General features: G+C 69.6%; 20 protein-coding genes and 3 pseudogenes. 13 read left to right on the forward strand and 10 right to left on the reverse strand.

Annotation, left to right across the window (positions count from 1 at the left end; translation table 11 throughout):
• Window positions 1-241: 241 nt before the first annotated feature.
• A pseudogene (locus tag C8250_RS39820) lies at window positions 242-1041 on the reverse strand (aldo/keto reductase); the annotation flags it as partial.
• 310 nt (window positions 1042-1351) lie between these two features.
• On the opposite strand from C8250_RS39820, the gene C8250_RS39825 reads away from it, so the two are divergent.
• Window positions 1352-1771: a PPOX class F420-dependent oxidoreductase gene (locus C8250_RS39825; RefSeq protein ID WP_138355426.1), complete on the forward strand. Its 420-nt coding sequence runs from the start codon at window positions 1352-1354 to the stop codon at window positions 1769-1771.
• A gap of 56 nt (window positions 1772-1827) precedes the next feature.
• On the opposite strand, the gene C8250_RS39830 is transcribed toward C8250_RS39825, so the two are convergent.
• On the reverse strand, window positions 1828-2583 hold the full coding sequence (locus C8250_RS39830; protein ID WP_138355427.1) for an alpha/beta fold hydrolase: 756 nt from the start codon (window positions 2581-2583) through the stop codon (window positions 1828-1830).
• 607 nt (window positions 2584-3190) lie between these two features.
• Between C8250_RS39830 and C8250_RS39835 the strand changes: the two genes are divergently transcribed.
• The 4 genes from C8250_RS39835 to C8250_RS39850 all read left to right on the forward strand — a co-directional run bounded on the left by C8250_RS39835 (window position 3191) and on the right by C8250_RS39850 (window position 5492).
• Entirely contained in the window at window positions 3191-3412 is a 222-nt protein-coding gene (locus C8250_RS39835; protein ID WP_138355428.1) for a hypothetical protein, read from the forward strand.
• Window positions 3409-4317: an XRE family transcriptional regulator gene (locus C8250_RS39840; RefSeq protein ID WP_244809692.1), complete on the forward strand. Its 909-nt coding sequence runs from the start codon at window positions 3409-3411 to the stop codon at window positions 4315-4317. Before C8250_RS39835 ends, C8250_RS39840 begins: the two co-directional genes overlap by 4 nt.
• Complete coding sequence (locus tag C8250_RS39845) at window positions 4314-5147, forward strand: hypothetical protein (protein ID WP_138355429.1); 834 nt, start codon at window positions 4314-4316, stop codon at window positions 5145-5147. The genes C8250_RS39840 and C8250_RS39845 overlap by 4 nt, the downstream gene beginning before the upstream one ends.
• A gap of 114 nt (window positions 5148-5261) precedes the next feature.
• Window positions 5262-5492: a hypothetical protein gene (locus C8250_RS39850; protein WP_138355430.1), complete on the forward strand. Its 231-nt coding sequence runs from the start codon at window positions 5262-5264 to the stop codon at window positions 5490-5492.
• A 58-nt stretch (window positions 5493-5550) separates the two neighbouring features.
• Here C8250_RS39850 and C8250_RS39855 read toward each other — a convergent pair whose 3' ends face one another.
• Window positions 5551-6486, reverse strand: coding sequence for an NADP-dependent oxidoreductase (locus tag C8250_RS39855; protein ID WP_138355431.1), 936 nt, complete (start codon window positions 6484-6486; stop codon window positions 5551-5553).
• A gap of 101 nt (window positions 6487-6587) precedes the next feature.
• On the opposite strand from C8250_RS39855, the gene C8250_RS39860 reads away from it, so the two are divergent.
• A complete protein-coding gene (locus C8250_RS39860; RefSeq protein WP_138355432.1) occupies window positions 6588-6992 on the forward strand; it encodes a helix-turn-helix domain-containing protein in 405 nt (134 codons plus the stop codon).
• Between the two features lie 48 nt (window positions 6993-7040).
• Here the strand turns inward: C8250_RS39860 and C8250_RS39865 are convergent, their stop codons facing one another.
• The 4 genes from C8250_RS39865 to C8250_RS39880 form a co-directional block, all read right to left on the reverse strand.
• Window positions 7041-8711, reverse strand: a complete 1671-nt coding sequence (locus C8250_RS39865) for a PHP domain-containing protein (RefSeq protein ID WP_138355433.1) — start codon at window positions 8709-8711, stop codon at window positions 7041-7043.
• 84 nt (window positions 8712-8795) lie between these two features.
• Complete coding sequence (locus C8250_RS39870) at window positions 8796-10697, reverse strand: LamG-like jellyroll fold domain-containing protein (RefSeq protein WP_138355434.1); 1902 nt, start codon at window positions 10695-10697, stop codon at window positions 8796-8798.
• 222 nt (window positions 10698-10919) lie between these two features.
• Window positions 10920-11267: a VOC family protein gene (locus tag C8250_RS39875; RefSeq protein WP_138355435.1), complete on the reverse strand. Its 348-nt coding sequence runs from the start codon at window positions 11265-11267 to the stop codon at window positions 10920-10922.
• A gap of 107 nt (window positions 11268-11374) precedes the next feature.
• Window positions 11375-12394: a saccharopine dehydrogenase NADP-binding domain-containing protein gene (locus tag C8250_RS39880; RefSeq protein WP_138355436.1), complete on the reverse strand. Its 1020-nt coding sequence runs from the start codon at window positions 12392-12394 to the stop codon at window positions 11375-11377.
• A 318-nt stretch (window positions 12395-12712) separates the two neighbouring features.
• Between C8250_RS39880 and C8250_RS39885 the strand changes: the two genes are divergently transcribed.
• From C8250_RS39885 to C8250_RS39895, 3 genes are all read left to right on the forward strand, one after another.
• A complete protein-coding gene (locus C8250_RS39885; RefSeq protein WP_187145173.1) occupies window positions 12713-14059 on the forward strand; it encodes an IS4 family transposase in 1347 nt (448 codons plus the stop codon).
• A 46-nt stretch (window positions 14060-14105) separates the two neighbouring features.
• Window positions 14106-14930, forward strand: a complete 825-nt coding sequence (locus tag C8250_RS39890; RefSeq protein ID WP_138359499.1) for a helix-turn-helix domain-containing protein — start codon at window positions 14106-14108, stop codon at window positions 14928-14930.
• A gap of 124 nt (window positions 14931-15054) precedes the next feature.
• The gene (locus C8250_RS39895) at window positions 15055-16251 is read left to right on the forward strand and encodes a serine hydrolase domain-containing protein (RefSeq protein ID WP_274599416.1); all 1197 of its coding nucleotides are present in this window, start codon (window positions 15055-15057) and stop codon (window positions 16249-16251) included.
• Between the two features lie 7 nt (window positions 16252-16258).
• Here the strand turns inward: C8250_RS39895 and C8250_RS39900 are convergent.
• Window positions 16259-16558 (reverse strand): annotated as a pseudogene (locus C8250_RS39900) (PaaI family thioesterase); the annotation flags it as partial.
• Entirely contained in the window at window positions 16555-17214 is a 660-nt protein-coding gene (locus C8250_RS39905; protein WP_138359501.1) for a LysE family translocator, read from the reverse strand. The gene C8250_RS39905 and the pseudogene C8250_RS39900, both read right to left, overlap by 4 nt.
• Here C8250_RS39905 and C8250_RS39910 point away from each other — a divergent pair.
• The 3 genes and pseudogenes from C8250_RS39910 to C8250_RS39920 form a co-directional block, all read left to right on the forward strand.
• Window positions 17210-17443, forward strand: a pseudogene (locus C8250_RS39910) (Lrp/AsnC ligand binding domain-containing protein); the annotation flags it as partial. The gene C8250_RS39905 and the pseudogene C8250_RS39910 sit on opposite strands and share 5 nt — an antisense overlap.
• Before the next feature lie 50 nt (window positions 17444-17493).
• Window positions 17494-17862, forward strand: a complete 369-nt coding sequence (locus C8250_RS39915) for a PadR family transcriptional regulator (RefSeq protein WP_138359503.1) — start codon at window positions 17494-17496, stop codon at window positions 17860-17862.
• On the forward strand, window positions 17859-18455 hold the full coding sequence (locus C8250_RS39920) for a hypothetical protein (RefSeq protein ID WP_138359505.1): 597 nt from the start codon (window positions 17859-17861) through the stop codon (window positions 18453-18455). The genes C8250_RS39915 and C8250_RS39920 overlap by 4 nt, the downstream gene beginning before the upstream one ends.
• A 121-nt stretch (window positions 18456-18576) precedes the next feature.
• On the opposite strand, the gene C8250_RS39925 is transcribed toward C8250_RS39920, so the two are convergent.
• A complete protein-coding gene (locus tag C8250_RS39925; RefSeq protein ID WP_138359507.1) occupies window positions 18577-18912 on the reverse strand; it encodes an SCO5918 family protein in 336 nt (111 codons plus the stop codon).
• A 283-nt stretch (window positions 18913-19195) separates the two neighbouring features.
• Here C8250_RS39925 and C8250_RS39930 point away from each other — a divergent pair, with 283 nt between their 5' ends.
• Window positions 19196-19399 carry a cold-shock protein gene (locus tag C8250_RS39930; RefSeq protein WP_034275260.1) on the forward strand — a complete coding sequence of 68 codons (204 nt, stop codon included), beginning with the start codon at window positions 19196-19198 and terminating at the stop codon, window positions 19397-19399.
• The last annotated feature ends 283 nt before the right edge of the window (window positions 19400-19682 follow it).

Below are 19682 nucleotides of genomic sequence, written 5' to 3' on the forward strand. Positions count from 1 at the left end.
CCCTCGTTCCCCATGATGACGACCCCCGCCGATTTACGCCAGGCCTTCCCCCTTCGAAAGCCCAGCAACAGCAACTCGCCCTTAAGGCAGGGCAAGCCGCATTGCTGCGAGCGGTCGGTGCACAGTGGGTTGGTCTGCGGGGGAGTGCCAGGCTTTGGCGGAGTCGACCGGTGGACGGTTGGCCATCCGGCGCGAGGGAGCCGCGCGGGTCACAGCATCTCGAGGGGCTGTTCGCGCGCTGGGGCGGGAAGGCCTTGTCGAGGGTGCGGAGGTCGTCGTCCGTCAGGTGGAGGTCCAGGGCCGCGTGGTTCTCCTCGACGTGGGCGGCGGTGGAGGCCTTGGGGATGGCGATGACGTCGTCCTGGCGCAGCACCCAGGCCAGCGCCACCTGGACCGGGACATTCCATGGGCGGCGGCGACGGTTTGCAGGGCCTTGTGGCCCAGTAGACGGCCCTGTTCCACGGGGGAGTAGGCCATGATCGGGATGGAGCGTTCCCGGCAGTAGGGGAACAGATCGAACTCCGGGCCGCGCCGGGAGAGGTTGTAGAGCACCTGATCGGTCTGCGGCAGGGCGCCGTCGGGCAGCTCCGTGAGGTCGTCGACGTCCAGGTTGCTCACACCCCAGGCGCCAATGCTGCCTTCCGAGACCAGTGATTCCAGGGCCTCGACGGTCTCGTGGAGGGGGATGCCGCCCCGCCAGTGCAGCAGGTAGAGATCGATTCTGTCCGTCCCCAGACGGCGCAGGCTCGCATGGCAGGCGTCGACCGTGCCCTTTCTGTCGGCATGGGACGGCAACACCTTGCTGACGAGGAAGGCCTCGTCCCTTCGGCCGCGAATCGCCTCGCCGACCAATTCCTCGGCGGCGCCGCTTCCGTACATCTCCGCCGTGTCGATCACCGTCAGCCCGAGGTCGAGGCCCCGCCGGAGGGCGGCGATCTCCTCGGCACGCCGTGCGGGATCGTCCCCCATGCGCCACGTGCCCTGCCCGAGGGCGGGCACCCGGACGCCGGAGGGAAACGTCACGGTCCGAGCCTGTGCCATCGTCTGCTCCTTGTCGGCCACGAAGGCCTGTCGCCAGCGGGTGATCATCATGATCGCAGCCCGTTGCGCCATGTACGTTCCCGTCGAGCTGAGGACAACCACCCGGGCGGCTGTAGCGCTCGGCGGCTGCTTCGTCCCGTACGGCTGCTTCGTCCCGTACGGCGGCCGCTCCCCGTGCGGCCAGGCGCGACGCAGGCAACCCCGGCGCCCGTCCGGTGCGGTGGCGCGGCGTCACGCAATGGAGAAAACTCAAGTCCTGCGAGCGGGAAACAGCCCGGTGCAATGAGCAAGGCGTGACGGAGGGTGTCCGATGTCGAAACCGCCGCTTCCCGACGATGCAGTCGCGATGTTGACGAAGGCCAATTCGGCCGTCGTCACGACTCTGCGGTCGGACGGTCAGCCCGTGTCCACGGCCACCTGGTACCTCTGGGACGACGGCCGGGTACTGGTCAACATGGATGAGGGCCGCAAACGGCTGGAGCATGTGCGCAACGATCCGCGGGTGACGATCACCGTGCTCGACGAGAGCAGCTGGTACACCCACATCAGCATCATCGGCCGCGTCGCCGAACTGCGCGAGGACAAGGACCTGTTCGACATCGACCGGTTGTCCCAGCAGTACCTCGGCAAGCCCTACCCCCGTCGGGACCGCCGCCGATTCAGCGCATGGATCGAGATCGACCGCTGGCACGGGTGGGGCACCTTGAAGGACAACGACCAGATCGGCTGATGCCCGGCCGCGGGCCTGGAGATCTGCCATCGGAACGGCCGCGCGTGCGGCCCGTATCAGGCCCGCGCGGCGGAGGCGGCGCCCGAGGCGTCGGGTTCTGCCGCGGCGCGCAGCTGGTCCAGGTCCAGGGTGCCGTCCGTGGCCTCGGCGTCCGCGGGCAGGGCCAGGGCCTCCGTGACGTCGGCCGGCAGGGGTGTGAGACCGAGGAGACCGGTGACCAGGGTGGTCGCCAGGCGGTGCCATGACGGGGCGCGTCGCAGCATCGCGTGGTCGCTGTCCCGGATCGTGATGAAGCAGGTGCGGGCTCCTGCCTGGCGGGCCCGGGTGGTGAGGGACCGGGTGGCCTGGGGGCTGGTTATCCGGTCACGGCTGCTGTGGATCAGGACCGTGTCGCGGCCCGCGAGCTGGGTGAATGGATCGCCTGGCGGGCACCACGGGGCGAGGCCGACCACTCCGGTGACCAGGGGATGACCGGCGGCGCGGAGGGCGGCGCGGCCGCCCATGGAGTGGCCCAGGAGCACCACCGGGATCCCTCCGGTCTCGTCCTGGAGGGCGTCGAGGGCGCGCACGGCATCGTGGAGGGGGTCCTCGCGGGCGCCGTTCCAGCCACGGTGGGTGTACGGCGTGCTGCGGATCAGTACCGGTCCTCCGTTGTCGCCGCCCGGATCGCGGGTGGCCCGTGCGAGGTGCCGGACGAACGGGCGCATCCGTACGGCGGGCAGATTGAGCAGGCCGGGCGGGGGTGGCTTGAGCCCCGTTTCGCGACCGCCGTGCAGGATGAGGACCGCTGCCGACGGCGGTGCTGGTGCCACATGAACCTCCTGATCGGGGCGCGGGACGGATACCCCCGCACTCCCTATTCGGATCTGACCGGCCTGCGGATGGGTCCGGTCCGTGCGGGCGGCGGCACGCCCGAGCAGCTGCCCGCACCTGGCCACGATACTTCGGCGAGGTGACTCACCCGTTCGGATCATGCGGGGAGCCGCAACCGCAGCCGCAACTGTCGGGTCGTGGCGGGCTCGGAACCGGAACCGCTCCCGCCGGCGAGGGAACAGGCGGGAGCGGTGTGTGCGCCCCCCTTTGTCGCTCAGCACGGGGACGGCACGGCCTTCCGGAGGGAAGGTCCGACGCCAAAGGCGTCCGGTCTCCCATTTGGCGGTCATCGGCGCCGCCCGCGCAGGCGGATGAGGGAAGTTCGCCTGGAAGAGTGCTCAACTCGGCATCATGTCCTGCTGCCTTGGAGGCGAGCGGTGGTGAGCGGCCTGGGGATCCCCGGTCATTGTTCCCTGATCCCATGATCACATGGCGTAGCGGGTGGTCTTCCCACCATGCTGGCGTCCCGGCTCCTCGACGGCGCGTCAGCACCGCCGCGAAGAGGCCTTCCGGATGCCCCTCGTCGTCGGAATGGGAAAGGTCTCGATGTCCAGTAAGCAGGTGTTGACCGTCATCGTGTTGGTGTCGGTCTTCTCATGGAGTGCGGTCATGGCCGCGCTCGGGCAGCTGACCGCGGTGGCCGCGTTAGTGCCCTCGCTCGCGTTGCTGGTGCAGCAGGTCGTCCATGCGTCCGCCTGCGGGAAGCCCGAATCCACCGCCGCGGGGGCCGGGCCCGTCGCGGGGCCGGACGAAGGTGCCGCCCGGTGAGCCCCCATGCGATTCCGCCCGAGCAGACCGAGGGGGAGCCTCCCATCCGGCGGGGCCGGAAGCCGGAACCGATCACCGACCAGGCCGGCACCTCCCACCGCGCCTGGCTCGAGCCGGTGCGTACCCGGCTCTTCACCAGCGGCTTGACGCTCGACGACCTGGTGGAGCGCTCGGGGTACTCCAAGACGCGGATCTCGGAACTGCTGCGCGGCGCCGGCCGGTACCCGCGGTGGGAGATCACCTACAGCGTGATCCGGGTGCTGGGCATACCGGCCCGTCCGATGCGGCGCCTGTGGGTCGCGGCGGCGCGCGAGGCGCAGAAGAAGAAGGACTGGATAGACGGCTGCATAGCGGAGGTCCCGCCGTCCAAACGGCCCGACGTCCGGCCGCTGGACCACCAGGGCTTCACCGACACCCACCAGGCCCCCTACACCTCCTACGCCAAGGCGCTCCTGCTCACCGACGAGCGGGCCGCCTGTGTGGTCCTGGAGACCTTCGACATCCTGTGGCTGTGCTGGGACGAGGCACTGGGGAGCTCGAACGTCCAGCGGTTCGCCTGGAGGCTCCTGCGGGCCCGGGTCATGGCGCGCACCCCGCACATCGACAACCACCCGCTGCTGGCCGCCGCCGCCTTCGCCACCGTCGCCCAGGACCGGGCCGTGGACCCCACGGCCCGCTTCGCCCAGGTCGGTGAGTCGCTGATGCTGTTCGACGCGGTCAGCCGCCTGCCGGACAACCAGATGGACGTAACGATCCTGCGCTACCTGTGCGGCATGGACACCACCGTCGCGGCCGAGGTGCTGGGCGTTCCGCTGGCCTCGGCGCGCTCCGACGACCGGCACGCCAAACGCACGCTGACCGAGACCCTCAACCTCCACGACCGCCCGGGAGGCGCTTCCCTATGACGTCGATCGATCAACTCCTCGCCCGCGCGCTCCTGATGACGGAGCCCGGGATTCCGCACGACGTCGTGACGTACGAGGACGTCTACACCTCGGCCGGTTCGCACGACGTTCTGTCCTGGCCGTCGTCGAGCCCCTTCAACGAGAACCCTCCCGGGCGGGACGCGGCCTACGATCTGCAGACGCTCTGCGAGACCGTCGTGACCCAGACCGCCGCGACGTCGCTGAGCGACTTCGTCACCGAGCAGCTGCCGGAGCCGCGCGGTGCCCGGGTCCTGGGCTGCATCCTGCATCTGGCCGACTCCGAGGACGGTGCCCGCTTCTGGTGGCAGTACGCCGCCGGGGCCGGCGACGACGTCGCCTCGTACTGCCTGTACCTGCACCACCTCGCCCTGGGGGAGACCCACGCCGCCGCATGGTGGGGTGAGCAGACCGGTATCGACACCCAGCCGGCGCCGGAAAAGGTCAACCTTCCCGGCTACACGGACCCGGCCGACAACCTCGACCTCGACTCCAGCACCCCGACCGTCCTGCGTATCCTGGGCCGGCTCCTGAGCCCGGCCGACCGTTCCAGAACCGAAGTCGTGACCGCGGTGATGGAGTACGTCCCCAGCGCCGTCGCGGCCGGCTACGCCGACAACCCCGACTTCGAGATCCCGCTGCCGGGGCCGCACTTCGCCGATCACATCGCGATCATCCTGGCCGCGGCATCCAGCGTCGGCGGCGCCGTCTGCCAGCGCCAGAAAGCACGCTCGCCCTCGCTACGGCGGCGACCCGACCACACACGCGCCGACGCCGCACCTGACGACTCCGCCCGCGGTGGGCACCGGTGACGCAACGATCCCCGGAATCACGGCCATTGATCCATTCTGCAGGCTTTCCGATGCCACTGGCTCCGCACTACCGCTCGCCCGACCGACCCTGTTGACTTGTCCGCAGGATGCGCCGTGCTGACCGTGCTGGTGATCGTGCCGCTCTGGCCGTGCTGCTTACGTGGGGCATCGGCATGCCGTCGATGGACGGGCTGCCGGATGGCCTTGTGGGGGAGTGTCGTCCATGCCTGCGCGCTCGCCGCGCTCGTCGCCGCCCTGGTCGTGACCTGGCAGGCGCGGGGCGCGCATTGCGAAGCGCACCCGGCGAGCAGGCAGTGTCAGCCCGCGTTCGACGGGGATCTCTGACGCCGCGCGGCAGCGCGCACGGTGAAGCCGGTGTGCGGCCGGGGGAGCGGCGCCGGCGCTACGCGATGGTGAGGACGATCTTCCCGCGTACCCGGCCGGACGCGCTCAGCTCCTGGGCCCGGGCGGCCTCCTCGAGGGGCAGGGCCTCGGCGATCTGAACGCGTACGGTGCCCGCCGCCGCGAGTTCGCCGAGCTCGGCGAGATCGGCGCCGGAGGGTGTCATGCCGAAGAGTTCGTAGCGCAGGCCGCGGGCCGCGGCGGACTGCGGGGTGACCCGCTCGTCGGCTCCGGTGCCGTTGACGGCCAGCAGGAGGCCACCCGGGCGCAGGGTCTCCAGCGAGCGGGGGCCGTAGTCGTCGTTCATCGAGTCGAGGACGACGTCGACGCCGCGGACGGTCGCGGCGAAGTCGGCCTCGCGGTAGTCGATGAGCTCGTCTGCGCCGAGCGAGCGCAGCAGCGCGTGCCCTGGGCCACTCGCGGTGCCGATGACGTACGCGCCGTGCGCCTTGGCGATCTGTACGGCGAGGTGGCCCACGCCGCCGGACGCGGCGTGCACCAAGATGCGCTGACCGGGCTTGAGTTCGGCCGCGTGCACCACCGCCTGCCAGGCCGTCAGCCCAGCGATGGGCAGTGCGGCGGCGGTGATGTGGTCGAGGGACGCGGGCTTGAGGGCGAGCGCGGGAGTGGGTGCGACCGTGTACTCGGCGTAGGCGCCGTTCGGGCTGGAGAGGGCGGCGAAGACCTCGTCGCCGCGCCGGAACCCGGTCACACCGGGACCGACCTCGGCGATCTCGCCCGACACGTCGAAGCCGGGGGTGATCGGCGGCTGTCCCCACTTGTCGAGGATGCCCTGGCGGACCTTCCAGTCGACCGGGTTCACACCGGCTGCGCGCACGCGGACCAGGACCTCGCCGGGGCCGGGTACCGGGCGCTCCAGCTCGACGAGCCGGAGGACTTCGGGACCGCCGAAGGACTCGTAACGGATGGCACGCATGGCTTGCTCCTTGCGGAAGAGAGTGATCGGTTCCAAGGAACATCCTGCGTACGAGTGGTATCTCTTGTGAAGAAGGCACTTTCTTGGTACCTAGGTACCTCATGGATACCACTCCGTCGGCCGGACTCCCCATCTACCAGGCCGACTGCCCGGCCCGTACCGTCATCGAGCTCCTCGCCAACAAGTGGGTCTTCTTCACGCTCATCCTGCTGCGCAGGCACGACGCGCCGATGCGGTTCAACGAGATGCGGCGGCAACTCGGCACCGTCACACAGAAGATGCTCGCGCAGACCTTGCGCTCGCTGGAGCGCGACGGCCTCGTTCGCCGCGAGGTCTACCCCACCGTGCCGCCTCGCGTCGAGTACTCACTCACTCGACTCGGCGGCGAGGCGGCACGGTTGGCCCTGGCCATCGGGGACTGGTCGCAGGAGCACCTCGGGGAGATCGAGGCCGCGCGGTGTGCCCACGATGCGAAGGCGGCGGCCGAGCCGCAGCCGCTCCTCTAGCGGCGGCTGCGGCTCCCTTCGTCGGCCAGGATCACGTCCAGTGAACGGTCAGCGCACGACGTCCACGAAGACCGGGTTGGTGTAGAGCCAGGTGTCCAGCCACGGGTCGCCGTTGCCCGGCTCATGGGTGATCGGGCCGTGCGGGTCGATCGACGCGCCCAGCAGCCCGGGGCCGTTGCGCTTGCCGTCGCTGCCGCGCAGCCGCAGGTAGGACGACTCCTCGGCGTGGCCCAGGGGGATGCGCAGGGTGTAGCGGCCCCTGCGGCCCGAGACGTCGGCGCTGTGCACGACCCGGGTGTCGGGTGCGCGCCACGCGTCGCGGTCGGCGACCGGGCCGCGGACGGCGCCGCGGATCACATCCAGGTGGGCCAGGCCCGGCACTTCGCCGTGGTGGTTGGGGCGTGAGGCGGTGGTGACGGTGACATTGAGGACGATCCTCTCGCCGCGGCGCACCCGCAGCCGGCCGCCGAGAGTGACACCACGGCCGGAGCCGTGCTCCCTGTTCACCCGGACGTCGATGCCGTCGACGAGCTGGCCGTGGTCGACCCAGACGCGGCCCGCCCGCATCCCGGCCATCACGTGCCGGTAGCCGTAGTGGGTGACGCCGACGTGGGTACGGCTGAACTGGCCGGGCCAGAAGTCGCTGCCGGGCTGCGGCTCCGTGGTGTTGACCGGGTCCGGGAGCCGTCCGGTGTTGTCGAAGTTCTGGCCGGGCAGCCAGTCGCCGTTCTTCCAGGTGTCGAACGTGACCCGGTGCACGTCGGAGTTGGAGGTGACCGAGAAGAGCTTGCCCTCGGCGAGCATGGCGTCCCACAGGCCGCCGACCGTCGCGGTCGCCCAGTCGAAGCCGCCGTACGTCTGATAGGCCTCGCGAGGATAGCCGGGCCAGGAGTTCTCGGACGGGGAGTTGTCGTACTCGCCGCGGTGGCTGGTCGAGCCGCGCTCCGGCATGGCGGCGCACTGGGCGCCGGGCGCGCCCTCCATGCCGATCATGATCCCCGGAGCCGCGTCGCGCCAGGCGCGCATCTCGTGCGGAGAGTCGATTCCCAGGCGCAGCGGGTGGTTGGCGAGGACGAGGACGTCGTCGACGTAGCCGCTGCGGCGCTGCTGCTCGAGCCACTTGATGGCCTTGACGGCGTGGGCTTCGTTGCGCGGGGTGTCGGGGTGGCCCGGCGCGCCCGCGGTGTAGCCGAGGAGTTTGCCGTCGAAGGCCTCCTCGAAGCGCGTCAGCAGGTCGACCTCGTGGCGTCCGGGCGGTGAGAAGACGGTGCCGTGCTCGGCGCCGGGGATGTACCACTCGAGGCCCTGGAAGATCAGTGTGCGCCGGTTGTCGCGGCGGGCCTTGAGGATCTCGCGGTGCTCGGCCTGGGCGCCGCCGGCCCTGGCGTGTCCGAAGTTGCTGTGCTCGGTGAGGACCATCCAGTCGAGGCCGTACTGGGAGGCGGCCCGCGCCAGCTGGGAGAAGGTGTACTTCGCGTCGTGGCTGTAGACCGAGTGCACATGGTGGTCACCGACGAGATAGGCGAGGTCCGGGTCCCCGCCGCCGTCGGTGTGCGCTTCGGCCGCGGTCGGAGCGAGCAGGCCGGCCCCGGCGAAGGCCGCGCCGAACAGGCCGGCGCTGCGGAGCAGCCGGCGGCGCGAGAGTCCCTGCGGGTCGAGCGAGCCGACCGGTACGTCGGGGTCCGCCCAAGTCGGGAGCGGCTGATTCGATCGCGCCATGAGGTGTCTCCTTGAGGGGTGGTGCCATATCGGCGGTGGTGCTGTGAGGTGGTGCTGCCAGGTGGCGAAGTGGGTGGGGTCCGGTCAGGAGTTCATGAAGTCGCGCACGGGCAGCGCGCGTTCGGTGATCCTGATGTCCCCGATCCAGCCGTGCATCAGCTGGTCGAGGACGCCCCCGTACTCGTAGGCGCCGAGCAGCCAGGGCAGTCCGAGCGTCGCGAGACCGTTGGTACGCGTCGCGGGGTTGCGGGCGACCCGGCAGCCGTCGACGTACAAGGTGGTGTGCCTGCCGTCGTTGACGACAGCGACATGCCACCAGGTGCCCCGCGCCAGCTCGTGGCTCCAGTTGGTGACCAGGCCGGGCTGGTCGAGCGGCGCGGCCGCCCACTGGAGGCCCGGCCCGTCGGACAGGGACAGGGTGGCGACGGGCTCTTCCGGGTCGCCTGCGGTCTTTCCGGCGGCGCCGAGGGTGCCGCGGCGGCTGAGGATCGAGGCCCACGCGTGGTGGCCGGCGTCCCAGTCGGCGGGGAGCTTCACGAAGGCTTCGACGGTGTAGCCGGTGCGGAAGGTCTTGCTGTTGAGCGGGGCGTCCTTGGCGGTCTGCAGATACGCGCCGTGCAGCGGGGGCTTGCCGCCGTCGAAGTAGAGGCTGCCGTGGCCCGGCTGGTCGGGGTGGTGGTCGGCGGACCAGCGCAGGGCGTCCGCCGGCGAGCCGGGAACGGGCCCCCGGGTCAGGTGGTTGCCGTGACCGGACAGGTCGTCGACCCGCAGGGCGGCGTCGGCCGGGGCGCCGTCCGAGTGCGGGCCGTCGAACCGCCAGTACGCGACGGCGCCGGGCACCAGCAGCTGCGCGGCGGGGCGGGGGCCGCGCGGGGTGACGGGTGCGAAGCCGGCGAAGCGCTGCTCGAAGTCCAGCGGCACGGAGAAGCTGTCCTGCGGCCCCGTGAGCTCGATCTCGCGGCGCTCCAGCTCGTTGAGCCCCTCGCCCGCGCGGCCGAGGATCCATGGGGAGACGGTCTCCACGTCGATGGTGTTCCTGGCGAGGTCGAAGCGGTAGAGGCGGATCATCGCGCTGCCGCCGTAGTAGCGGTTCTGGTAGTTGGTGATGTGCAGATGCACGTCATGGCCCGCCGCGTTCTTTCGCGTGGTGCGGGCGGCGGGCCAGTAGTGACCGTTCAGGGTCAGGAAGATCTGGTCGTTCCCGGCGATCAGTTCGTCCCACAGGTGCCGGCCGTGCTCGGAGAAGTCGGCCTCGTCGCCGTCCCGGTCGGCGTACACGAGCTCGTGGGTGGTGAGGATGACCGGCCTCCTCGGGTGCTTCCGGATGACGTCCTGGGCCCAGGCGAGTCCGGCGGCTGACGGCCGCCAGTCGAGCGCGAGGACCAGCCACTCACGGCCCGCGGCGCGGAAGAGGTGGTACGTGTTGTAGCCGTCGGGTGTCGCTCCGCCGAAGGTGGGCAGCTTGCGCAGGCGCCGCGGGCCGAAGGCGTCCAGATAGGGGGTGGGGCCGCGCTGGTCGTCGGTCGACGAGTTGATGTCGTGGTTGCCCGCCAGGACGCTGTAACCGACGCGCCGCCGGTCGAGCAGCTCGAAGGCCTTGCTCAGCGGCCCGAACTCCTCCTTGAGTCCGTGCTCGGTGAGATCGCCCAGGTGGGACAGGAAGGCGATGTTCTCGTCGCGTCCGTGGTCGAGGATGTAGCGCAGGGACGCCTCGACGGGCGCGGCGTTGATGCTGGCGCCGTCGAAGAGGTACTGGGTGTCCGGCATGACGACCAGCGTGAAGCGGGGGCTGTCGGGGTCGGGACTCCGATTGGCAACGTTGTCAGCCGTCTCCTGTCGGGGCAGGGCGGCCGCGGAAGCGGCGGTGGTGAGCCCTCCGGCCGCTGCGGCCGCGGCGGCACCTGTGAGTCCGGTGACACGGAGGAACGTACGACGGCTGGCTCCGGTCGGGAGGGCACCGTCGGGCTGGTGGAGCGGACTGCACATGGAGGTCTCCGCGGGCGTTTCGTCGGGTGATCGCTGAGCACGCTAGGCGAAAGACTCGTGCACGACGGGGCCCGGGCGACGACCTCATGGCGAAGACTGCGTGAACGGGTGGGCGAAACGAAAGGGCCGCACGTCCCGACGCCGGGACGTGCGGCCCTTTCGTTTCGCCCACCCGTTCACCCACGACGGCCGGGGCCGGCCGACGTGGTCTCGGGAGGATCGTCAGCGGTGGCCCAGCACGTTGACCACCCGGCCGTTGGGGTCACGGACGAAGAACCGACGCACCCCCCACTCCTCGTCCTGCAAGGGGTGCACGATCTCCGCACCGCTGTCCCGCATGACCGCGTAGGCCGCGTCCACGTCGTCCACTTCGACACTCATGTCGGGCGTCACCGGCGCGGTCTTGTCGTCGGCCATGAAGCTGATCTGCGCCGCCGGACTGGACGGGGAGGCGAGCGTCATGATCCAGCCGTGGTTCATGACCTCCTCGAAGCCCAGCAGGCCGTAGAATTCCCGGCTCTCCGGCACCGCTTCCGACTGGACGTTGGGCACGACTCGGCGAACGGCCATCGCAACTCCAAGTGAGAACAGATGTGTTTCCAGGATTCTCCAGGACGCCTACGACACACCCGCCGCACCACGCTCCCGTCACAGCCGGCTTCGCAGCCGCTGACGGGTTACGAGAGCTCGACGGTGAAGTGTTCCGAGCTGAGCGACTGCAGGAAGTCCGCCGCGTCGGGGATCGCGCCGACGGTGATGACTCCGACGGGCGGCACGGGGCTTTCGAGGAGGCGCCGCGTCGCTTCCACCACGATGGGGGCGGTGACCGCGTAGATGTCCTGTCCGCGCGCGACCGCGCGGCGCCGCTCGTCCCCGGACCGGACGATGACCTCGACGAGGAACTGCTGGTCCGACCGGACCCCGGTCGGCTCCGTCAGCTGGGTACCGGTCAGGTCCTCGAGCGGGGCGATCGTCATATGGCTGCTGATCTCGGAGACGTTCAGGTGATGCGGGAGGGTGACGCTGTCCGCGGTGGTGAAGTCCGCCTGGACGCGCTGGGTTCCGAACGGTTCGGGGAACGTCCATTCCGTGGTCGCGGGGTCGTCGGAGCGCAGTTCCAGCCGGCCCTGGCTGAAGACCAGGCGCTTGCTGTCGCGGCGCGTGTCGGAGACGTAGCCGGTCGCCACGGTCCCGTGCGTGGGACGCCAACTGTCCAGGGCATAGGCGATGGATACCTCGTCCGCGGCGGGCCAGTCTCCCATCGCCGCAGTGGCCAGGAGGTCGACGAGACCGCCGTAGAAGGCAGCTGCGGGAACGATCGCGACCCCCGCCTCCGGTGCGGCCTTCGCGTACTGGTCGACGGTGGACAGAGCGACTTCCACCTCGGCCGCCACGTCCAGGTAGGGGATCCCGGCCCGCAGGGCGGCGTCTATGACCGGCGTCGCCGTGGCGGCGAAGGGTCCGGCAGCGTTGATGACGGCCGCCGCACCGACGAGAGCGCGGTCCAAGGAAGCCGGGTCGTCGATCGACGCCGGGCGGGTCTCGAGGTCGTGGTTGTCGGCCGCGAGAACCGCCAGCTTCCCGGCGTCCCGGCCGGAGAGGATGGGGGTCCATCCACGGCGGAGCAGTTCAGCAACGACGAAGCGCCCGGTGTGCCCGTAGGCCCCGAAGACGGTGACCGTCGGATTCGATGTCATGGCGGAACTCCTGGTCATGGTGTGGATGGAACGGTTCGCTCGCCGACCGCTGGACACCATCCTGGTCTCGTCGCATCCCCTGCGGCAGTGGCAAGAACGCCACATGATGCTAGATTCGTGCCATGCAGAAGCCCCACCGCATCGTCGTGCCGCTCACCGCGAACGTCCCGGTGTTCGAGGCCGCTGTCGCGTTCGAGGTGTTCGGCCGTCCCCGACAGGACTTTCCCGTCCCCTGGTCAATGCCGTTGCTTGAACTCGTTAAGCAGTTCGCAGTGACGCTGCAGGGGCGGGGTCGTTGGACCAAGCATGCATCCTTGGGTGGGGTTGTCAGATCATGTGCGGCTGGGGGTGGTGACGCGGTGGGTGACGCCGGAACTGGTTGCCGGGGTGCTGGAGAAGTGCCGGGTCCGGGACAAGAAGCCCGGCGCGCTGCCCGCTGGGTTCATGGTCTATTTCACCCTTGCGCTGGCACTGTTCCAGCAGGACTCATACGACGATGTAGCTGAACAACTGGTCGGCAGTGTGCCAGAGTTGAGTGCGTGCATTCCGAACAAGTCGTCGTTTACCCGGGCGCGCGGGCGTCTGGGGCCCCTGGTGCTGGAGGCCGTGTTCCAGGAGCTGGCCGGCCCGTTGGCGCCGGTCGGGCTGGAGGGCTCCTTCTACCACGGTATGCGGCTGGCGGCGGTGGACGGGTTTGTGCTGGACGCGCCGGACACAAAGGTGAATCGGGCTGCGTTCGGCGGACCGACCAAGAACGGCCAGTCGGCGGGGTTTCCCCAGGTGAGGGTGGTGACACTGACCGAGTGTGGCACCCACGCGCAGATCGACGCGGCGGTGGGCGGCTTCAACGGCGGCGAGCGGGAACTCGCGATCACTCTGGCCGGCTCGGCAGCCGGGATGCTCGTGGTCATGGACCGCAACTTTCCCGGAGTCGCCTTGTGGAAGGCGTATCTGGAAGCCGGGTCACATCTCCTGCTCCGGGCCCGTTCACCAGTGGCCCACCGTCCGGTCGAGCATCTGGCTGACGGCACCTACTTGGCGAGGATGAACCTGGCCGGGCAGAAGGGCGCGCACCCCGGCGGTGTACTGGTCCGGGTGATCGAGTACCGCATCGACGGCGGTGAGATGGTCAGGCTACTGACCGACCTGCTGGACCCGGTGGAGTACCCGGCGGCGGAGCTGGCAGCTCTGTACCGGGAAAGATGGGAGGCGGAGTCGGCATTTCGGCAGATCAAGACGTTCCAGCGCGGACCGGCCGAAGTTCTGCGCTCTGGCGACCCCGCCCTTGTCCGGCAGGAGGTCTGGGCTCATCTGACGGTGCACCACTGCCTGACCCGGGTCGTCATGCAGCTGGCTGACGACAACGGTATCGACCCGGACCGGGTGTCGTTCGTCAAAGTCCTCAAGCACACACGCCGTAGCGTGGTCCGCCAGTGCGCGGACACGCCGACGAAGATCAAGAAGTTCCTGGCCGTGATGGCGGCAAAGGTCCACCGCAAGCTTGACAACGGCACCCGGCGTCTACGGGAGGCGGACCGGCACCTGAAGCGCCCGGACTCGAAGTACTCCTCCAAGCTTTCCTACCGAATCAACACCCGGGACCGGCAACCCACACGGAGGGTCGAGCCCAAGGTCATCACTCTGCATCCCGGGATAGTTCACTAATCAAGCAACGGCATTGGTCCCCTGGTACGAAGTGACGCTGTGCGCGATGGTGAGCGACGGTCCGGTTCGCACGGCGGAGGGGCTGTCGTTCGACGGTGCGGATCTCGCGGAGCTGGAGCGGGCCGACACCGTGATCGTCCCGGCCTGCGCCGACCTGCAGGGCGATCCGCCGCCGGAGCTGCTGGGAGCTCTGCGCAAGGCCTACGCGCGAGGGGCCAGGATCGCGTCCATCTGCACCGGAGCGTTCACCCTGGCAGCAGCGGGTCTGCTCGACGGCCGCCGCGCCACCACCCACTGGATGTACGCCGCCGAACTCACCCAACGGTGGCCGGCGGTGAAGCTGGACCCGAATGTGCTCTACACCGAGGACGAGCGGATCTTCACCTCCGCGGGTGAGTGCGCGGGACTGGATCTGTGCCTGCACCTCGTTCGGCTCGACCACGGCAGTCGCGTCGCCAACACTCTCGCCCGCCGCATGGTCATCCCGCCGCACCGCGAAGGCGGCCAGGCCCAGTACATCGACCAGCCGGTGCCGGCCGGCGAGTCGACCAGTCTGGCTCCGGTGCTCGACTGGGCGCGCACTCAGCTCCACCGCCCGCTGACGATCGACGAGCTGGCCCTGCGGGCGGCGATGAGCAAACGCAGTTTCCTGCGCCACTTCCGCGCCAGTACCGGAACCACGCCTCTGCAATGGCTCGTGCACGAACGCGTCGCCCGCGCCCGCGACTTGCTGGAGACCACGAACGACACCGTCGACCGCGTCGCCGAACGATGCGGCTTCGGTTCGGCGCAGAGCCTCCGCGTGCACTTCACCCGGATCAACCAGACCACTCCGTACCGGTATCGGCAGGCGTTCGATCCGGCGCGCTGACCGGTCGTACCGGGGGCTAGCCCTACCTGAGCTGGGCAGTTAGCAGGATCGTCCGGGCGGTCGCTTCCGGAAATGCTGGACCGGTACACACAACTGGTCCCAGTGATTCCCCAGGAGTTGGCGCGTGAGCGAGCAGACATGGCAGAAGTTCCGTTCTTCCGGGCGACCGCAGGAGGGTCGGCGCAGAGTCGTGGCGGCCGCCGCCGCGGTGGTCGTGGGTGTCATGGCGATGGGTGCCCTGGCGCCGCCCGCGGCGTATGCCGCCGGCAGGCCGGACACTGTTGCCTCAGGCCGCTCGGACAGCGTCCAGCAGGGTCTGAACGCGCTGGTGCACTCCGATGGACTGCCCGCCGCACTCGCGAGCGTCCAGGACCGTTGGGGTCACACCCGCACCTACACCGCGGGGGTCGGCGATGTGGCCAGCGGATCCGAGGTGCCCGTCGACGGGCAGGTGCGGATCGGCAGCAACACCAAGGTGTTCACCGCGGTGGTCGTGCTGCAACTGGTCGGCGAAGGGAAGATCCGCCTCGACGCCAAGGTCGACACCTACCTGCCGGGCCTCGTACGCGGGGAGGGCATCGACGGACGCCGTATCACCGTCCGCCAGATCCTCCAGCAGACCAGCGGACTTCCCAACTACACCAACTACCTCGGCGACGACGTCCGGTACTTCGAGCCGCGCGAACTCCTCGACCTCGCCCTCCAGCACAAGGCCGACTTCGACCCCGGGAAGAAGTGGGCGTACAGCAACACGAACTACGTGCTGGCCGGCCTGCTCGTCCAGAAGGTCACCGGCCGCTCCATCGCCGAGGAGATAGACCAGCGCATCATCAAGGAGATCGGGCTGCGTCACACCTACTTCCCGGCCCCGGGTGACGCCACCATCCGAGAACCCCATCCCAAGGGTTACTACCAGGATGCAGCGGGCGCGCCGCTGGTCGACGTCACGGAGATGGATCCGTCCTGGGCCTGGTCGGCAGGTGGGATGATCTCCACGAACTCCGACCTCAACGGGTTCTTCACCGCGCTCCTGGGCGGCCGCCTCCTCCCTCCGGCCCAGCTCGCCCAGATGCGTACCACGGTCCCGGCCGGATACCCCTTCGCCTCCGGCGCCCGCTACGGACTGGGGCTCGTGAGCACACCGTTGTCGTGCGGCGGTGTCTACTGGGGCCACGGCGGCAGCTTCCCGGGGTACGAGACCCGGGGCGGCGTCACCAGCAAGGGCCGCGCCGCCAACGTCGCGGTGACCATTCAGCCGACCGACGAGGCAGCCATGAAGCACGTGGAGAGCGTCGTGGACACGGCCCTGTGCGGCCGCTGAACCACGATCAGTGGTCTGGCCTGTTGATGCAGATCAGGGTCTGCTGACCCTTCGCGACGAGCGTCCGCTCGCCCCCCTGGACGCCGAACACCTCCAACTGGCACACGGTCAGGATCCGTCACGACCTGAGAACCGTCCCAACGGCCTCAAGGTGCTCGCCGACGGCCGGTGCCAGCGGGTTGATCCTGTATTCGACCGTGAGCACCGAGGTGTCCTCGGGGAACAGAGTGAATGCCGCGTAGCCACCGGCGCTGTCCGCGGCAGCGCTGGTGGCTCCGGCGTGGAAGCAGCCGTGCTGCTGGGTCACTCACGGCGTTCAACGGACATGGCGTTCAACGGGCGTTGATCCGGTGGGGATTGTGCGGGACCGGTCAGCCGATCAGTCCCTCGGCGAGGAGGCACCCGCCGATGACGATCACCATGGCACCGGAGGCGCGGGTGACCGCGCGGGCCGCGGAGGGCCGCGTCTTCGGAGACGCGGGTGACTGCGCGGGCCGCGGAGGGCCGCGTCTTCAGCACGGTACGCGCCAGCACGCCGACGGCGAGGTAGACGACAGCGCACAGGGTCATGTGGAGCGTCCCGAGCAGGCCGGTCTGCGCGGCGACGGGCCAGCCCGCCGCAGGGTCGATGAACTGCGGGAACAGCGAGAAGTACAGCAGCAGCGCCTTGGGGTTCAGACCACTGATCCCGGCGCCCTTCAGCATGATCTGCCGGCGCGAGGCGGCCACGGGCTCGGTGGACGCGGTCAGGGCGGCAGGCCGGGCCAGTACGCCCCAGCCGAGCCACATCAGATAGCCGGCCCCGAGCATGGTCAGCGCGGTGAGCAGGCCGGCCGAGCCGGCCACGATCACCACCGGACCGGCCACGGCGAGCAGGGTGTATCCGGCGTATCCGGCTATCAGCCCGGCAACCGCGGGGACGACCGACCGACCGCTCGCGCAGCCCGCCGTCCCGCATGTGATCCAAGCCCAGCGCCTCTTCGGAGAACCCGACTACCTCCTGCGCGTGGCCACCGCCGGCCTGGCCGCCTACCAGCAGCTCTACGACCAGCGACTGGCCACTCTGCCGGGCGTCCAGCGACTGACGTCCACCCTCGTCATGAAGGGCATCGTCGACGACCGTCCACTGCCCGAATGGCAAGGCTGCTGCCCACGATCCCGGGCTGGACCGCCGGCTGACGCGTCGGCCTGATGTTGCGCTGTCCGTCATGGCGGTACGGGCCACCTGGTAGCATGCTTTGCATGGTAGATGGTTATGCAAGCATCCCTGGAGCAGACGGCCGAGTGGCGAGTCAGCTCCGTAAAGGGGTGCTGGAGTACTGCGTCCTGGCGCTGCTCCGGGACGGCCCCCGCTACGGGGTGGAGCTGTTGGCGGAGCTTGCCCGGGTCGACGTCATGGCGACCAGCCAGGGCACGATCTACCCCCTGCTGTCGCGCCTTCGGCGCACCGGACTCGCCGACACCCACCTGCAGGAATCCGAGAACGGGCCGCCGCGCAGGTACTACACACTGACCGACGCCGGCCGCAGCGCGCTGGAGGAGTTCACCGCGAACTGGCCCTCCTTCCGCACCGCCGTCGACCACTTCCTCACCCCCGGAGAGACGACGTGAGCGACACTCTCGCCCACCCCCTCGTGCAGGCCTATCTGTCCTCGGTCGGACAAGGGGTCGTGGCGCTTCCCGACGTCCGCCGCCAGGAGCTGCTGGCAGATCTGCGGGAGCACATCGAAGTGGCGCTGGCGGACGCCGACACCGTCGACGAGGGCAGTGTGCGCCGAGTCCTGGACCAGCTGGGGACGCCCGGGGAGGTCGTCGCGGCCGCCCTGGCCGAGGAGGCCGGCAGCGGCCCTGTACCGGAGAGCGGCAGGCGCACCGCGGTCACCCTGTGTCTGATCGTCGTCGCGCTTCCGGCCTCACTCATTCCGGTGATCGGACCGTTCTTCGCACTGGCCGCCATGATCGCCGCACTCGTACGGCTGTGGAAGTCCCCGCAGTGGGTACGACGGGAGAAGCGGCAGGCGACGCTGCTCATGCTCTCGCCGGTCATCGCCGTCCCCGTACTCGCCGTCGTCTTCTCCGTGGCAAGCGGCGGTCTGACTCCGGTCGCGTTGATGGCCGCCCTGCTGGCGGCAGTGCCCCTTCCGGTGGCTGCGGCGGTCCGGCTGCACCGATCAGCCGCCCGGGTCCGGCAGCAACTTCGCTAGACCCGTGTGCCCGGCTTCCGGCTCACGCTGCACCGCCACGACCGTGGCGGTGCAGCGCCGTCTTCCGGGAGCCCGGCCGACCTGGGGCCGTGGAAACGTCGACCTGGGGGCGTGTCGCCGGTCAGCTGTAGGCGTGGTGACTGCCCGGCATCGCTGCCTCGGGCTCGTCCGGGCTCGGCTCCGTGGCGGCCGGGACCGTGCTGACCGGGGCCGTGACAGCGGCGGGCGCGGGACGGCAGGTGAAGCCGAGTCGGTTCATGGCCCGGGTGATCTGTTCGGCGGTGAAGTCACGCCGGTCCTGTCGGGTGAGGATCTGGCCGACCTGCTTGACGGGGTAGGTGCGGCGACTGATGATCACGGATTCTCCGGTGACCGGTTCTGGCTTGATGCCCTGCATCTTGTGCAGCACCTCGCTCTTCATCAGGTCGAACGGGAAGCCGGCGATGATGCAGCGCATAGTGCCTCAGCAAGGAAGGGGGGTGGTGGTATAGCCCAGAGTCCCACATCAAGTCCCGTTCAGGAAGGACCGACTGAAGGAAGGGGAACCCGCACCGAGGCACCGTCTGTGCTATCTTTATGCCAGTTGCAGTTGTGGTACCCATGAACTTTGTGTGCACTCGACGGGCGTGACCCGCGGGTGCATTTTTTGTTTGGCCGGTCATCTCCGGATGGGCTCATCGCGGCGACGCGGACTCCGCACAGTGCGGGTTCCGGTTCTGCCTTGTCTTAAGGAGACACACATGGCTACTGGCACCGTGAAGTGGTTCAACGCGGAAAAGGGCTTCGGCTTCATCGAGCAGGACGGTGGCGGCGCTGACGTCTTCGCCCACTACTCGAACATCGCCGCCCAGGGCTTCCGTGAGCTCCAGGAAGGCCAGAAGGTCTCCTTCGACGTCACGCAGGGCCAGAAGGGCCCGCAGGCGGAGAACATCGTTCCCGCCTAAGCACTGACGCGCATCAAACGGCCAGGGCCCGCTCCGCAAGGTTGCGGGCCCTGGCCGTCGCTTGCACGTCCCCCAGCCCCCCGTTCAGTGCCGAGCGGGGCAGGGCCGCTGCAGCATCAGTTCCACGCCGTACGGCAGGCGGCTCCGCGGTTCACGACCGCGATGTGCTCACTGCCCCGGACCCGCCTCCTCGCGCGTCCAGTTCCCGGCCGCCATCTCTGGCAGTGCCGCTCGTGGCGAAGTGTGTTCGCGCGGTTGATTCCGCGCCGCTTCGGTCCCGTCT

Origin of the sequence: Streptomyces sp. So13.3 (genome assembly GCF_005860785.2) — a bacterium.
Taxonomy (GTDB): Bacteria; Actinomycetota; Actinomycetes; order Streptomycetales; family Streptomycetaceae; genus Actinacidiphila; species Actinacidiphila fildesensis.

Coding starts and splice junctions, on each gene's coding strand:
- C8250_RS39925 (WP_138359507.1), bottom strand. CDS start 18,912: ATGCGCTGCATCATCGCCGGCTTCCCGTTCGACCTGATGAAGAGCGAG.
- C8250_RS39860 (WP_138355432.1), top strand. CDS start 6,588: ATGGATACCACTCCGTCGGCCGGACTCCCCATCTACCAGGCCGACTGC.
- C8250_RS39855 (WP_138355431.1), bottom strand. CDS start 6,486: ATGCGTGCCATCCGTTACGAGTCCTTCGGCGGTCCCGAAGTCCTCCGG.
- C8250_RS39845 (WP_138355429.1), top strand. CDS start 4,314: ATGACGTCGATCGATCAACTCCTCGCCCGCGCGCTCCTGATGACGGAG.
- C8250_RS39915 (WP_138359503.1), top strand. CDS start 17,494: ATGGTAGATGGTTATGCAAGCATCCCTGGAGCAGACGGCCGAGTGGCG.
- C8250_RS39870 (WP_138355434.1), bottom strand. CDS start 10,697: ATGTGCAGTCCGCTCCACCAGCCCGACGGTGCCCTCCCGACCGGAGCC.
- C8250_RS39825 (WP_138355426.1), top strand. CDS start 1,352: ATGTCGAAACCGCCGCTTCCCGACGATGCAGTCGCGATGTTGACGAAG.
- C8250_RS39865 (WP_138355433.1), bottom strand. CDS start 8,711: ATGGCGCGATCGAATCAGCCGCTCCCGACTTGGGCGGACCCCGACGTA.
- C8250_RS39875 (WP_138355435.1), bottom strand. CDS start 11,267: ATGGCCGTTCGCCGAGTCGTGCCCAACGTCCAGTCGGAAGCGGTGCCG.
- C8250_RS39890 (WP_138359499.1), top strand. CDS start 14,106: ATGGTGAGCGACGGTCCGGTTCGCACGGCGGAGGGGCTGTCGTTCGAC.
- C8250_RS39835 (WP_138355428.1), top strand. CDS start 3,191: ATGTCCAGTAAGCAGGTGTTGACCGTCATCGTGTTGGTGTCGGTCTTC.
- C8250_RS39930 (WP_034275260.1), top strand. CDS start 19,196: ATGGCTACTGGCACCGTGAAGTGGTTCAACGCGGAAAAGGGCTTCGGC.
- C8250_RS39880 (WP_138355436.1), bottom strand. CDS start 12,394: ATGACATCGAATCCGACGGTCACCGTCTTCGGGGCCTACGGGCACACC.